General features: G+C 71.0%; 14 protein-coding genes. 5 read left to right on the top strand and 9 right to left on the bottom strand.

All coding sequences use genetic code 11. From position 1 onward, the window contains the following. Positions 1-60: 60 nt before the first annotated feature. From ACIP63_RS31060 to ACIP63_RS31050, 3 genes are all read left to right on the top strand, one after another. The gene (locus ACIP63_RS31060; protein WP_401522275.1) at positions 61-624 is read left to right on the top strand and encodes a GNAT family N-acetyltransferase; all 564 of its coding nucleotides are present in this window, start codon (positions 61-63) and stop codon (positions 622-624) included. An 85-nt stretch (positions 625-709) separates the two neighbouring features. Then, entirely contained in the window at positions 710-1,006 is a 297-nt protein-coding gene (locus tag ACIP63_RS31055; RefSeq protein ID WP_401522272.1) for a DUF4229 domain-containing protein, read from the top strand. A gap of 394 nt (positions 1,007-1,400) precedes the next feature. After that, entirely contained in the window at positions 1,401-2,756 is a 1,356-nt protein-coding gene (locus tag ACIP63_RS31050) for a dicarboxylate/amino acid:cation symporter (RefSeq protein WP_401522269.1), read from the top strand. A gap of 66 nt (positions 2,757-2,822) precedes the next feature. Here the strand turns inward: ACIP63_RS31050 and ACIP63_RS31045 are convergent, their stop codons facing one another. The 9 genes from ACIP63_RS31045 to ACIP63_RS31005 form a co-directional block, all read right to left on the bottom strand. Then, positions 2,823-4,025, bottom strand: a complete 1,203-nt coding sequence (locus ACIP63_RS31045; protein ID WP_401522266.1) for an alpha/beta hydrolase family protein — start codon at positions 4,023-4,025, stop codon at positions 2,823-2,825. 183 nt (positions 4,026-4,208) lie between these two features. Next, positions 4,209-4,358 (bottom strand): hypothetical protein, encoded by a 150-nt coding sequence (locus ACIP63_RS31040; RefSeq protein WP_401522263.1) that lies wholly within the window; start codon positions 4,356-4,358, stop codon positions 4,209-4,211. A gap of 80 nt (positions 4,359-4,438) precedes the next feature. Beyond that, positions 4,439-6,235, bottom strand: a complete 1,797-nt coding sequence (locus ACIP63_RS31035) for an ABC transporter ATP-binding protein (protein WP_401522261.1) — start codon at positions 6,233-6,235, stop codon at positions 4,439-4,441. Between the two features lie 37 nt (positions 6,236-6,272). Beyond that, positions 6,273-6,578, bottom strand: a complete 306-nt coding sequence (locus ACIP63_RS31030; RefSeq protein WP_401522258.1) for a transposase — start codon at positions 6,576-6,578, stop codon at positions 6,273-6,275. Positions 6,579-6,615: 37 nt separating this feature from the next. Then, positions 6,616-7,596 (bottom strand): hypothetical protein, encoded by a 981-nt coding sequence (locus tag ACIP63_RS31025; protein WP_401522255.1) that lies wholly within the window; start codon positions 7,594-7,596, stop codon positions 6,616-6,618. Then, positions 7,593-8,210, bottom strand: a complete 618-nt coding sequence (locus ACIP63_RS31020) for a flavoprotein (RefSeq protein WP_401522252.1) — start codon at positions 8,208-8,210, stop codon at positions 7,593-7,595. Before ACIP63_RS31020 ends, ACIP63_RS31025 begins: the two co-directional genes overlap by 4 nt. Then, a complete protein-coding gene (locus ACIP63_RS31015) occupies positions 8,207-9,196 on the bottom strand; it encodes an LLM class flavin-dependent oxidoreductase (protein ID WP_401522249.1) in 990 nt (329 codons plus the stop codon). The genes ACIP63_RS31020 and ACIP63_RS31015 overlap by 4 nt, the downstream gene beginning before the upstream one ends. Before the next feature lie 57 nt (positions 9,197-9,253). Then, complete coding sequence (locus ACIP63_RS31010) at positions 9,254-10,522, bottom strand: M16 family metallopeptidase (protein ID WP_401522246.1); 1,269 nt, start codon at positions 10,520-10,522, stop codon at positions 9,254-9,256. Beyond that, positions 10,519-11,796, bottom strand: a complete 1,278-nt coding sequence (locus ACIP63_RS31005; protein ID WP_401522243.1) for a M16 family metallopeptidase — start codon at positions 11,794-11,796, stop codon at positions 10,519-10,521. Before ACIP63_RS31005 ends, ACIP63_RS31010 begins: the two co-directional genes overlap by 4 nt. A gap of 158 nt (positions 11,797-11,954) precedes the next feature. On the opposite strand from ACIP63_RS31005, the gene lxmK reads away from it, so the two are divergent. Both lxmK and ACIP63_RS30995 read left to right on the top strand, forming a co-directional pair. Continuing rightward, positions 11,955-13,073 (top strand): class V lanthionine synthetase subunit LxmK, encoded by a 1,119-nt coding sequence (gene lxmK / locus ACIP63_RS31000; RefSeq protein ID WP_401522241.1) that lies wholly within the window; start codon positions 11,955-11,957, stop codon positions 13,071-13,073. After that, complete coding sequence (locus ACIP63_RS30995; RefSeq protein ID WP_401522238.1) at positions 13,073-14,032, top strand: T3SS effector HopA1 family protein; 960 nt, start codon at positions 13,073-13,075, stop codon at positions 14,030-14,032. Before lxmK ends, ACIP63_RS30995 begins: the two co-directional genes overlap by 1 nt. Positions 14,033-14,055 lie beyond the last annotated feature (23 nt).

The raw sequence follows: 14,055 nt of genomic DNA, 5'->3' as shown, positions 1-14,055 counted from the left end.
GCTTTCTCGCGTGGTGGACGCCGGTTGAAGAAGGCTTCTGGTAATAGTTAATCTGCTCATATGGCGCTTACATTTGAAGTGGATCCCGCATTCGACCGGGCCCTGCGGGACGGCATCGCCGCGCTCTGGGCCGACGTCAGCAACGCCGGCGGAGCCGTCGGCTTCGTGCCGCCCGTCACCGACGAGGAGGTCCGGCCGGAGCTGGTCAAGCACCTCGCCGGGATGGCCGAGGGCCGTACCCATCTGGTCGTCGGACGCGACGAGGACGGCACGGTGGCCGCCACCGCCTTCCTCACCCACAACACCCACCGGCTCATGCGGCACTGGATCGGCGCGTACACCGTGATGGTCCACCCGCGCCACCAGGGCAAGGGCTTCGGGCGCGCGCTGATGGCGGCCACGGCCGACGCCGCCCTGGCGCTCGACGGCATCGACGCCATCCGCCTCACCTGCCGGGGCGGGACCGGTGCCGACCGCTTCTACGAGTCCTGCGGATACAAGGAGGTGGGCCGGGTCCCGAACGCCATCCGGGTCGCCGAGGACGACTACCGCGACGACGTCATCATGCTGCTCCCGCTCTTCCGCCAGGCGGATTCCACGACACCGGGCAACCCTGCGAACTGATCGAATTCGGGGCATGCTTCACTGGTCGGGCAGGATTCCAGACTGCACGACCGCAGGAACGTCGGACGTAGAGAGAAGGCCAGCCGTGTCCGCTGCCAAGCCGAGCGCAACGATCCGGTACACCGCCATGCGCCTGCTGATTTTCGTCGGCTGCTTCTTCGTCGCCGGCGTGGCGGTCCACTTCGGTGTGCTCCCCTCCGGTGTCGGCGGCTCCAACGTCGTCTGGGTCATCCTCCTCGGCCTGCTGCTCTCCGCCCCCCTGAGCTTCATCCTGCTGCGCAAGCAGCGCGACGAGATGTCCGAGCAGCTCATCTCGACGGTCGACCGGACCAAGGCCAGGCTCGAGGCGAACCGCACGCGCGAGGACAGCATCGCCCGGTAGGCGCCGCGTAAGGTTCCTCACACCGCACGCACGTACAGACGAAGCCCCGGACCGGAGCAGCCGCTCCCGTGCCGGGGCTTCCGCGTGCCCGGGCGAGCGCGCCCCCAAGATGATCAAGAAGCGTACCTTTGAGGTTCTCAAAGTTGCAGTGTTAACGTATTCGACATGATTACCGCAGTGCGCACCCATCACGCTCTGAGCGTCCCGCTCGTGGCGCGCCTGCACGTCGATCTCTGCCGCTGTATGTCCGCGGTCTGTTGCCGCAACGTCTGAACCGGCATCATGCAGCGGCGCCGCCCCTGACGCGGGCGCCGCACCCCCGTCCCCCTGTTCGACCGCACGACCGTACGTCTGTCCCTCGTACGTCCCGATGCGTCACATCTGGAGTGTGTCCGTGTCCGCGAATCCCGCGCCCACCGCCGAGACCGAAGCCGGCAAGCCGTCCGGCTCCGGCTTCCGCCTGCCCAGAATCCCGTTCTGGATACAGATAGTCGCCGGTCTCGTCCTCGGTGTCCTGCTCGGCTGGATCACCCGCAGCTACGAGATCGGCTGGCTCTACACCACGCTCGACCAGGTCGGCCACATCTTCGTCCAGCTGCTGAAGCTGGCCGTCGCGCCCCTCGTCTTCTTCGCGATCCTGGTGTCGATCACCAACCTGCGCAAGGTCAACAACGCCGCCAGGCTGGCCACCCGCACCCTGCTCTGGTTCATGATCACGTCGCTGATCGCGGTCGCCATCGGCCTCGCGATCGGTCTGATCACCAACCCGGGCTCCGGTACCGGCCTCACCCCGAAGGACGGCGCCAAGCCCGAGAGCGCGGGCTCCTGGCTGGACTTCCTCACCGGCATCATCCCGACGGACGTCATCACGCCGTTCACCGAGCTGAACGTGCTCCAGATCGTCTTCATGGCCGCCGTCGCCGGTATCGCCGCGCTCCAGCTCGGCGAGAAGGCCAAGCCGATCCTCTCCCTCAGCGAGTCGATCCTGGAGCTCCTCCAGAAGGCCCTGTGGTGGGTCATCCGCCTCGCCCCGATCGGCACCGTCGGCCTCATCGGCTACGCCATCGCCGACTACGGCTGGGACCTGATCGGCAAGTACGCCACCTTCACCGCGGACGTCTACATCGGCTGCGCCCTGGTGATGTTCGGCGTCTACCCGCTGCTGCTCGCCACGGTCGCCAAGGTCAGCCCGCTGCAGTTCTTCAAGGGCGCCTGGCCGGCGATCCAGCTGGCCTTCGTCTCCCGCTCCTCGGTCGGCACCATGCCGGTCACCCAGCAGGTCACGGAGCGCCTCGGCGTCCCGAAGGAGTACGCCTCCTTCGCCGTGCCGTTCGGTGCCACGACCAAGATGGACGGCTGCGCCGCGATCTACCCGGCGCTGGCGGCGATCTTCATCGCGCAGATCTTCGACGTCCAGCTGGGCATCGGTGACTACATCCTGATCGCGTTCGTCTCGGTCATCGGCTCGGCGGCCACCGCCGGTCTCACCGGTGCCACGGTCATGCTGACCCTCACCCTGTCGACGCTGGGCCTCCCGCTGGAGGGCGTGGGCCTGCTCCTCGCCATCGACCCGATCCTGGACATGATGCGCACCGCCACGAACGTGGCGGGACAGGCTCTGGTCCCGGTGATCGTCGCGGCCCGCGAGAAGATCCTCGACCACGACGCGTACAACTCGGCGTCGGCCTCCCCGGTCGAGGAGCCCGAGGTGCACGACGTGGAGCCGAAGGGCGTTCCCGTCACGGCGTGACCCGCACTCGCCCGAGCGCCCCCGGACCTCTGTGTCCGGGGGCGCTCCTGTGTGCGGCGGGGGTCGTCAGGGGCTCTGGAAGACGACCTCGGGGTTGCCGGGGGTGGGGCCGTCCAGCAGGCGCTGGTGCCGGCCACGCAGGTGCTGGTCGAGGAAGGCGCCGACGTAGTCGCGGGTGATCCGGACCTGGCGGTCGGTGGAGAGGGTGACCGTGGGGTCCAGCGTCAGGCCCATCCGGTCCTCCAGGACGGGTACGTCCGTGAAGCTGGAGTGGCCGGAGCCCTCGACGCCGATCCAGCGCTTCCAGCCGTCCAGCCGCTCATAGCCCTCGTCCCAGGACTCGTCCTCGCCGCCGGGGGAGTGGAAGGACGCGGTGCCCAGCATCATGAAGGGGCGCTCGCCGATACCGGACGCGGGGACGCGTTCCTGGAACGTGCCGTCCATGTTGATCCCCGCGTCGAAGCGCGGGTCGTCGAGCATCGCGGAGGCGGCCGCGCTGCCCCCGATGGAGTGGCCGGCCACGGCGACCCGGCCCGGGTCGATCATGCGGGAGCTCTTCCAGGCGGGGCGGTGGCCGGTCAGCCGGTCCAGCACGAAGGAGAGGTCGGCGGCCCGTCCGGTGGAGACGAGCCTGCCCAGCTCCTCCCGGGCTTCGTCGGACGGCGCGGACTCCATCTTCTCGCAGGCCACGCAGGTCAGTACCCGGCCGTCGGGCAGTTCGGTCCCGAATGCCTCGTGGGCATGGTCGACACTCGCCACCACGTAACCGCGGCTCGCCAGGTCCTCCGCGAGCGAGGTCATCGTCGCCCGGGGGTTGCCGAATCCGGGGGAAAGCAGCACCAGGGGAAAGCGCCCAGGGGCTGTCCGGGCACCGGTGCGGGCGTGGGTGCCCAGCGCGCTCAACGCCGACGGTGGCACGGTGTCTTCCAGCCCGGTGTTCGCCAGCACCATCCGGGCTTCCCCGACGGTCATGTACGGAGCGGTGTCACCCGGACGGCCGGGGCGGGCGGGGTAGTACAGGGAGACCATCAGTTCGCGGTCCCCGGCCTCGGGCACCCAGGGGTCGGTACGGGCGTGGTCGGTGAGGTGCAGCACCTCGGTGCCGACGGCGTACCGGCCGGTGGGGCGGGGCAGTTCGAGCGTGGTGTCGGCGGCGGTCGCGGCCGTTGCCGGCCCAGGTAAGGCCTGGGCGGTGGCGACGGGCGTGGCCAGCAGGAGCGTGGCCGACAGGGCGGCGACGGCCGTTCGTCTGCGGAGTCTCAGTGTCATGCCAGGGACGTTAGGCGGCGGAGCGGGGGCAGGGCATCGGACCCTGGAGTGATCCTGTGGCTACCCGGGGCGTACATGCTGCTCCTCCGGAGGTATGGGGACGACAACCGGCCGCTGTGGCAGGGGTGTCGGTTCTGCGCCCGGGTGCGGAGCGGTCAACTGCCCCGCACCCGGGCGGGTGTGTCAGGCGGGGCGGCTGAAGGTGGCGATCGTGCGGACCAGGAGCCGCGCCCGGTGCGCGCGGTGATCGGTGAGCCGGTTGGCGAGCAGGGCCGTGGTGGCGCCCAGGGCCAGCGCGGCGTACGCGAGTGCTTTCGTGGGAGCGGTTTCCATGGCGTCTCCTCCTGACGGTGTGCCGATACGGGGTGGGCGGGTACCGGGTGTGCCGGTACGGGGCCGGGCGGCCCGGGTGTTCACGCGGCCGCGGGCACGGTGTCGCGCGCGGGGGCCCCGCGCTCGCCCGCGATGATCTGGGAGTTCACGAGTGCGCGGTAGGGCTCGCAGCGTTCCATGAGGGTGTGGTGCGGGCCGGCGTCCAGGACCCGTCCCTCGTCCATCATGACGACGTGACCGGCGTGCTGGACGGTGGAGAGCCGGTGGGCGACGACGATCACGCCGCGTTCCTCGGCGAGGTCGTCGACGACGGCGCGGAATCGCTGCTCGTTGATGCCGTCGAGCTGGCTGGTGGGTTCGTCGAGCAGGACGATCTCGGCCTGGGACAGCAGGGCCCGGGCCAGGGCCATGCGTTGCCGCTGGCCGCCGGAGAGATTGACGGCCCGTCCCAGCGGTGTGTCCAGCCCCTGCGGCAGGCGCGCCAACTCGTCACGGAGTCCGACCGACTCCAGGGCTCGCTGCATGTCGTCGTCGCTGATCGGGGTGGTGCGGCCGAGCTGGAGGTTTTCCCGGGCCGTTGCTTCCAGCAGGGTGAAGCTCTGGTCGACGTAACTGATGCGTGAGCGGAGGGCGTCGAGCGGCCAGCGGTCGAGGGGATGTCCGAGGACGGTGATGTGGCCTTCGTCCGGGGTGTCGAACCGGTCGATCAGTGAGAGCGCGGTGGTCTTCCCGGCGCCCGAGGCGCCGACGATCGCGGTCAGGCCCCGCCGTGGGGTGGTGAGGGACACGGTGCGCAGGGCCGGGGCGGTGGCGCCGGGGTGGGTGTAGGTGACGTCGTGCAGGGTGACGGCGTCCTGGCCGGGGGTGGGCTCGGGTTCGGGAAGGCCGCGAGTGGCGTCCGCTTCCTGGGGCAGGGCCAGGAGTTCGTTGCAGCGGTCGCGGGCGGCGAAGCCCGCCTGGAGGCGGCCGAATCCCTGGGTGAGTGCGGTGGCCGGCGGGATGGCCTGGAGGATGTAGAGGATGAAGGCGGCGAAGTCGGCGATGCCGAGGTCGCCCGCGGCCATGCGGGCGCCTCCCGTGAGGATCACGGCGATCATGGCGAACTGGTTGCCGAGGGCGGTCACCGCCGGGATGGCGGTGAGGAGTTTCGCGCCCTGGACCGAGACGGCGCGCAGTTCGTCGGCGTCGTCGGAGAGCCCGCGCATGGCCAGGCGTTCGGCTCGGTAGGCCTTGATGGTGGTCAGCGATTCCAGGCTGGCGGAGAAACGCTGGGCGATGCGGCCGATGGCGTTCTGCTGTCCGGCGACGTTGTCCTTGACCCGGCTGATGATCATGGTGAGGACGACGGTGACGATCGCGAGGGAGGCGACGGTCACCAGCGTGAGGACCCAGTCGAGCCAGGCCATGACACCGAGGGTGAACAGGACGGTGAGCGCGGACAGGGGGAGCTGCGCGCCGACGTCGACGACCTGACGCATCAGGAGTGCGTCCGACGTGATGCGGGTGGTGAGGTTGCCGACGCCTTCGGTGCGCATACGGGTCATGGGCAGGCGCAGGGCGTGGTCCATGACGCGGGTGCGGATGCGGTAGATCATCTGCTCGCCGATGCGGGCCAGCAGGAACCCGGAGGCCGCCTGAGCTCCCGCGCCGACCACCGCCGCGACGCACATCCAGGTGATGGGTGTGGTCAGCGACCGGTCGGTGGCAAAGCGGGTGATGATGTCCTTGACCAGGAGCGGCACGGAGAGGCCGGCTGCCGTGGCGATCAGGGCGAGCAGTACGGCGGCCGCCAACGGGCCCGGGTGGGCCAGCAGTTCGCGGCGCAGCCGAAGGGTGGTCTCGGGTCGGTCGGGTGAAGGAGGTGGTCTGCGGAACATGGCTCTCCCGGGTGCGGTGTTCGGTGGAGGGATGTCGTCAGCGGAGGCTGTACATGCGGCGTGGGGCGGTGGCGCGCAGGGCGAGGTGGGCTTCGCCCAGGGCGGCCTTCAGCCCTTTGATCTCGCCGAGGAGCTGACGTTCACGGCGGGCGGCGTCCGATCTCTGCGCGGGTGGCTGGAGTCCGGTGTGGCCGGCTTCGATGAACTGGCGGCGCCACACGGATATGGACTGTGTGGACACCCCGGCCTGCAGAGCTGCCTGCGACAGCGTGGTGTGTCCTGAGAGCAGGTCCAGGACGATGCGTGCTTTCTCCTCGGCCGGCAGCACAGGTACTCGTGGCATGGCTGTCCCCTCTGCGGGTTGGGTTCGGTGGGTCGGTTCAGCCGCTGGTGGATGCGGGGAGGCCGTCGTTGTCGAGGAGCTCCGCGAGCATGGGTACGTAGCCGTGGAGCTGGTCGTTCCAGCCGTGGTAGGCGGCGACGGCCAGGGCGTGGGTGGCGATGCGGACGGTGCAGCCGGCGGCGAGGACCGAGGGGTCGAAGCCGTCGCCGTACGCGCTGAGGAAGCTCGTGCGCAGCCGGTCGGGCAGGGGCCAGTCGAGCCCGGCGCCGCGGGCCGCGGCCGTGTATTCGGTGAGCTCGCCCAGGAGGCAGGAGAGATCGGATTCGCGGCGGCCGGTGTACGCCTCGCTGCCGGTGAGCATGTGGGCGGCCGGGCGGGGGCCGGAGGAGGGCTGCTCGCGCGGTGGGTCCGCCACGACGAGGCTGCCCAGGGAGCACCATCCGTGCAGGGTCACGGCGTCGTGCGGGTCGGGGGCGGTGCACAGGTGGGCGGTGGCCTCCTGGAGCCGGCTGAAGCGCGTGGGCCCGAGCCGGGTGCGCAGGCGGTAGTGGAAGGCGGTGGCGGCGCGGGGGCCGCGTCCGGTGGTGAGGTAGCGGTGCAGCCGGAGGTGGCTGTGCGGGGTGCGGGGGAGTTCGCCGTCGCCGGCGGGTGGTGCCGGGCTGGTGTGGAGCCGGCGCAGTTGCTTGCCGAGGGTGGTGATCAGCTGGTCGAGATGGCCGTCGCTGTCGGCCTGGGCGGGTGTCATGAGGGCGGCGAAGCTGTGGCGGCCGTGCACACGCCAGGTGTGGAGGGTGGGGGTCGCGTGGACCGGGGGTACGAAGCGGAGTGCGGGTGTGTCGAGTGCGGCCAGCTGAGGGAGGAGGGCGTCGGGGAGCGGCGGGTAGGGGTCGGGGTTGTCGCGTCCGGGGCCGCGCTGCCAGAGAAGATGGCCTTCCGGTGTCCGCAGGACGCGGGTGATCTGGTTCCCGGTGCCGGACTCGTCGATGACGACGCTGCCGGCCGGTGCGGGTGCGGTCATGCGGCTGCCTCCTGCTGCCAGGAGCGGAGGTCCTCCAGGGCGGCCACCGCGTGCGGCAGCAGAGCCGCCGTGCCCAGGCCTTCCTCGCCGGTGGACATGCTGATGCCGCTGATGGGCGGCAGGACGCTGATGTTGTCGCGCAGGGACAGTGCTTCGACGTGCTGTCGGTAGGCGGGGTTGAGGTGCCCGCCGGGGGGCAGGGCGGGGCAGACGACGATCGGGGCCTGGGTGCACTGCAGGGCCAGGAGGGTGGGTGTGTCGGCGAGTCCCAGGGCCAGGCGGGCGGTGAAGTGGAGGGTCGCGGGGTGGACGAGGATCGCGTCGGGCCAGGCGGCGAGCTCGACGTGCAGTGCGGTGTGGGGTTCCTCGGGCCAGTTGTCGATCATCGGTGGCCGGCCGTCGTTGGCGGCGGCGACCGCGGTGACGCCGGCGAAGCGGCGGGCGGAGTGGGTCATGACGCAACGGATGTCCATGTGGGGGTAGCTGTTGTGCAGCCATCGCAGCCACATGGGCATGAACATGGTCTGTACCCCACCGGTGGCGACGTAGAGCAGGCGTTCGGCGTGCAGCGGCGGGGGTGTGTCGGGGACGAAGGGCTGCGGAGTGAAGGTCATCGCTGCTGCTCCCGCTCCTCTACGGCGTCGAGGATGGCGCTCAGGTCGCCGAGTGCGGCGCCGGCTCCTTCGGCCAGGTGGACACCGCCGACGTTGACGACGACTTCGTCGACGCCTGCCGCGTGGTAGGCGGCGAGTTGCGTGGCGATCTCCTGGGGGGTGCCGTGGGCGAGGACCCCGTGTTCGACGAGCAGGCGCGCGCCGGTGTCGGGGTCGTCGGCGTGCGCGGGGACGCCCGCCTGCCGCAGCATGTCGGTGTAGTGAGGGGCGCTCAGGTGGGTCCCGGCGGCGCGCCGTGCGATGTGGACGAGGTCGCGCCCCGGCCGGGCGACGGCGCACTGGACGACCGCGGCGATTCTCGGGAGCGGGCGGGAGGGGTCGGCGGAGCGCCGGTGGCCCTCGCGCAGGGCGGGTGCGATGTGCCGGGCTATCCACGGTGCGGGGGTGAGCCAGGTGATGGCCCAGTCGGCGACCTCGCCGGCCAGGCGGGCCATGGACTCCCGCAGGACGCCGATGCCCACTTCGACGGGGGGCGTCCCCAGGGTGGGCAGGGTGATGCCGGTGGTCTCCCATGGGCCGTCGGGTGCTTCGGCGGTGCCGTTGTTGGCCAGGGTCCGCAGCATCGTGGCGTACGAGCGCGTGGTGTGCACCGGCCGGCGGTAGGGCGCGCCGAGGAGGCGTTCCTGGAGTACCGCCGCGCCGGGGCCTATGCCCGCGACGAAGGGGCGCTGGGAGAGTGCGGCGATCGAGCGGGCGTTCAGGGCCGCGGTGAGCGGGTGGCGCATGGGCATGACCGAGACGGCGGTGCCGTAGGAGAGGTCCAGGCCGAGGGTGCTCAGTGCGGCGAAGAGGTGGTGGCTCTCCATGGTCAGGGTCTGGCCGCACCACAGACGGTTTCCCGAGGTCTGTTCGGCGAGGCGGGCGTAGGAGACGACGCTGCCGAGTTCGGTGGGCATGGCTGAGTAGATGACGCTGGTCGTGGGCATGGTGCTTCCTTCGAGGGCCGGCCGCGCCCGGGTGAGGCGTGGGTGTCCGGGCTGCGGTCAGGAGGGGTCGGCGATGCCTGGGTCGGCGGTCAGGTCGCCGCACAGGAGGCGGTGCATCCCGGTGGGGTGCCATCTGTGGGCGATGTCGCGGACGTCGTCCCGGGTGAGGGCGGCGATCGCTTGGGGGATGCCGGTGACGCCCGAGGGACCGAGTCCGGAGGTGAGGTAGGACATCAGGCAGGCCGCTCGTGTCGTCTGCTCGCCCAGGCCGAGGGTGTACTTGCCGACGGTGTGGCGGACCGCTGTCCGGAGCTCGTCGTCGGTGGGGCCGTTCTCGGCGAAGTCCTCGAGCACGGCGTCGAGGTGGCGCCGGGCGCGGGCCGCGTTGCCGGGGGACACGTCGGCCTCGACGACGATGACGTCGCTGTCGAGGTGGTCGGTCAGGGCGGCGGAGGTGCGGTAGGCGAGTCCGTGGCGTTCGCGGAGTTCGGTGTTGATGCGGGACGAGAAGTTGCCGCCCAGCAGGAGCGAGGCGACCTGGGCGGCAGCGAAGCGGGGCAGGTCCTGGCGGGTGGTGCAGGGGGCGGCGTACCGCAGGTGGGTCTGGGACCAACCCGGCCGGTGCCGCAGATGCGGCCCCCGGTCCCGGGCCGGTGCGACGGCGGTCGCCGTCCCGTCCTGCCGGGGTGAGGCGGGCCGCCAGTCCGCGAGGGCGTTCTCCAGGCGGGTGAGGAGGGTCCGGGGGTCGAGGTCTCCGACGACGACGAGGTGGGACCGGTCGGGGCGCAGGGCGCGGTGGGCCCGCCGGACGTCGTCGGTGGTGACCTGCTCGACGTGCTGGGCGGGGGCGGTCGGCTCGGCGTACAGCGGGATGTGGCCGTAGTAGGCCTCCCACAGCTGTCGTGCGGAGTCGACCGCCGGCACGGAGGAGACGAGCGTCGCCTGCTGGGCGGCCTTGGCGCGGGCCTGGTCGACCATGTGGTCCGAGGCGTGGAGGGAGACGACGGCGGCCAGGGCGTCGGCGAGCGGGCCGGCCTGTCCGCTGACACAGGTCAGCGAGACCATGAGCCACTGCTGCCGGCGGGTGACGGCGACCTGCCCGCCGACGGCCTCGAAGGCGGTGCAGGCGTCCAGGGCGGGAACGGTTGCGGCGAGGACGTCCAGGGCGGCCGTCTCCGCGGCGGTGCGCAGGGGGGCCTCGACGGCCAGGTGTGCCTGGAGCAGGGGCACGGTGCGCAGCGGTGAGAGAACCAGGTCGGCACCGTTGCTGTGGTGGGTGCCGACGATGTCGACGGGCGGCAGGGCGAGTCCGGTGGGCGGTGTCATGCCGCGGCCTCCAGGGGGGCGGTACCGGGCAGCAGGTCGACGACGGCGCTGCCGTCCTCCTCGGCGAGGTGGGCGGCGGCCCGGTGCACGTCGTCGACGGTCACGGCGGTGAGCGCCCGGGCCAGGTCGTCGAGGATCAGCGGGCGGGCGAAGAGGAGTTCGCCGCGCGCCAGGGCACGGGTTCGGTGGGCCAGGGAGTCCATGGCCTGATAGAGGCCGCGCCGCACGGAGTGGACGGCGTGGCTGAGGGCAGCGGGTGCCAGGCCGCCGGCGACGGCCCGCAGTTCGTCACGTACGACGTCGAGGGTCGCCGAGGGGGAGAGGGTGTCGGGCCGGTGGACGACGAGGACGAAGGTGTCCGGGTCGGTGGCCATGAGCGGACCGAAGAATCCGACGCTCGAGTCGCTGCGCGCTCCCTGCGCGCCCAGACGCTGCTTCAGGCGCCCGGTCGTGCCACCGGTGAGGACCTGGGAGAGGACCAGGTGGGCGGCGTACTCCCTCAGCTCCGCACCGGCCGGCGGCATGCGGTGGCCCAGTGCCAGGGCGGGTCGGGGCGCCAGCCTGTCCCACCGGGTGAGGTGCTGCGGTCCGCGCAGTGGTTCCTCCAGTGGTACGGGGGGTGGCAGGGGGCGGGCCGGAAGAGTTTCGAAGTGTGTGGTGGCGGCGTCGAGTAGGCCCTCGGCGTCGGTGTCCGCGCACAGGGCGAGCACGGCGTTGCCCGGACCGTAGTGGGCGTCGTAGAAGGACCGGCAGTCCTCCACGGTCGCGGTGTCGAGGTCGACGGGTTCGCCGTATCCGTTGTGCGCGTTGTGCCAGAGGCTGTAGAGGGCTTGCGGGAGGACGGTCCAGGGGAAGCCGCCGTACGGTTTCCCGTCGACCTGGAGCGCGATCTCCTGCTTGACGACGTCGCGTTGGGTGTCGAGGTTGTCCCGGTCGATCCGCAGGTGCGTCATGCGGTCCGCCTCCATGGACAGCACCTGGCCGAGCATGGGGCCGGGCACCACCTGGTAGTAGTCGGTGTGGTCGGGAAACGTGTGCCCGTTGACCGTGCCGCCCGAGGCCTGGATACGCGCGAAATGTTCTCCGCGCGGAATGTTCCGTGACCCCTGGAACATCATGTGTTCGAAGAGATGCGCGAAACCGCTTCGCATAGGGGGTTCGCTGCGGAAACCCACACGGTAGTTCACGGATATTCCCGCACCCGATACGCCTGGTATTCGCTGGGCGACGATCCGGAGACCGTTCGGAAGTTGACGCGTCCTCAAGTCGGCCATGGCCCAGGATTCAAGCTCGCCGGAAGCGGTGTGGCAACTTTTTGTTGTGCGGTGCGCCCTGTGACCGCAGCGCGTGCGGGATTTTTATGGTTGAGAGTCAACTAACGCGGATAGTTGAGCATTGCGGCTGCCTCGAACGGCTCTCTATGGTCCGTGGCATGGCGAAAAGCATCGGCATTCGAGAACGGGTACCCCGTTTCCAGCCGGTCGACCTTCAGGCCGTTCCGCATGTGGACGCGCTGCTGAGTCGGCTGGAGCTGGGAGCCTTCGATCCCCACACGGTCACCAGCCCACGTGGCCGGAACAACAACTGGGCCGGTACCACCGCGAGCGGCGCCCAGGTGTTCGTCAAGCAGTTCGGAACGGCGGCCGATGCGAACCGGTCGGCCCGTATGCGCCGCACCCAGCTGGTGTGGGAGGCCGGGCGGGGGAGCCTGGCCACCCCCGAGGTGCTGGGCAGCGACATGGACAACGGACTGATCGCCTTCGCCTACCTGGAGGACGCCGACAACGGCGCCGAACTGGTGGCCTCGGAGGAGTTCGACGAGGATCTGGCCGCGCAGGCCGGCACCCTCGTCGCACGGCTGCACGGCCTCGACGCGGCCGGTTTCGACACCACCGAGCACCCGCTGCCGCCGCTCGGTCTGCTGTCCGCGCTGCCGCTGCGGCGCTACGCCGACGCTTCGTTCGCGGAGCTGGAGATGTGGCGTCTGCTGCACGCCGACACGCCTCTGATCGAGGCGCTGCACGCACTGCGCGCAGCCGACCGGGAGGGGACGGACGCTGCCCGCTGCCCGGTCCACGGCGATCTGCGCACCGATCAGTTCCTGCGGTCGGGGAGCCGTCTTTTCCTCACCGACTTCGAGGAGACCCGCCTGGGGGACCCGGCCCGTGACCTGGGCGCCTTCGCCGGTGAGTGGCTGTACCAGGCGGCCAACCGGATCCCGGGAAGCCTCGCGGAGGCCTCTCCGGTGGGGCACACGGTCACCCACGAGGAGATCGTGGCCACCGGAGCGGTGGAGGTCGAGCGCTGTGCGCCGCTGGTGCGTGCGTTCTACCGCTCGTACACGGCCGCGGCGCCGGAGCACGTGCGTGCCGACGAGGGTCTGGCGAGCCGGGCGGCCGCGTACGCCGGCTGGCACATGCTCGACCGGATGCTGGCCGCGGCGGAGTCCTCCGCCCGGCTCTCGCCCATCAACAAGGCCGCGGCCGGCATCGGCCGTACGGTCCTGCTGTCCCCGGGTGAGTTCACCACCTCTCTCGGCCTGGAGGCATGATGCCCGCGACCTTGAATCTGTCCTCCCGTGTCGCCGGTCTGCTGGACCAGGTGCGGGTGAGCGACGGAGGGCACCGCGCCGAGACCGGCGGGGAGAGCTACGAGACCGGCAGTCCGCAGGCGCTCGTCCAGAAGCTCGCTTCCGTGATGTACCAGACGCTGCACACCGGGCGCGCTTCCGCGATGGAGTCCACGCCTCGCACGTGGCGTGACGCGGCGTTCGACGAGCGCCTGCGCCTGACGCTGGAGGGGCGCACGGTCACCCGGGGGGCGACGGTGCTCCAGGCCGGTGAGGACCATTCCGTGGTGGTGCTGGACGGGGTGCGGGTGGCCGTGCCCCCGGAATCCCTGCGGGAGACCCCTGCCGGGGGCGCGGAGGTCGTCCTGCCCGCGGCGCGGCCGGGTCTGTCGCCCGGCTTCTTCTTCGCCGGTTCGCAGGCCACCGCAGGGTCCGGCGCGACGCTGAGGCTGTACGCGCACGTGGCGGACCCCGACGCCGCCCCCCAGGTCTGGCGTGCGGTGGTCGACTTCCTCGACGGCGCCCGGACCCCGTGGCGGGCGAAGATCTCCTCGTCGCTGCTGCTGTACCCGCGCACCGACGCGCTGGTTGTCTATCTCCCGCGTCCCGGCTGGAAGCAGGCGCGGGCCTGTGCGGAGCACCTCCAGGCCACCGGGCTTCTCGCACCGGGGACTTCGCCCTTCGTCCGCCCGCTGACCGAGTCGGTGGGCTGTGCGTTCGAGCCGGACGACCAGCGTCCCTCACGCCGGGGCATGAGCTTCGGCCAGCACCGGACGCACGTGATGGCCGAGGCGCTGGTACGCCACGCCACGCTCCCGCCCGGGGCTACGGAGTCACGGGAGGAGTGCCTGACCGCGGCGTTCATCGATGCGGGCATCGACCCGGCGGAGCCGGCCCGCAATCTCTCGTCCCCCCTCGTCGACATCCTGCACACCTTCTGAACCGTCATCGACGAAAGGAAAAA

This window comes from Streptomyces sp. NPDC088746 (assembly GCF_044751065.1).
GTDB lineage: Bacteria > Actinomycetota > Actinomycetes > Streptomycetales > Streptomycetaceae > Streptomyces.
Note: the sequence above shows the minus strand (reverse complement) of the source record. Positions and strands in the feature narration are given on the sequence as shown.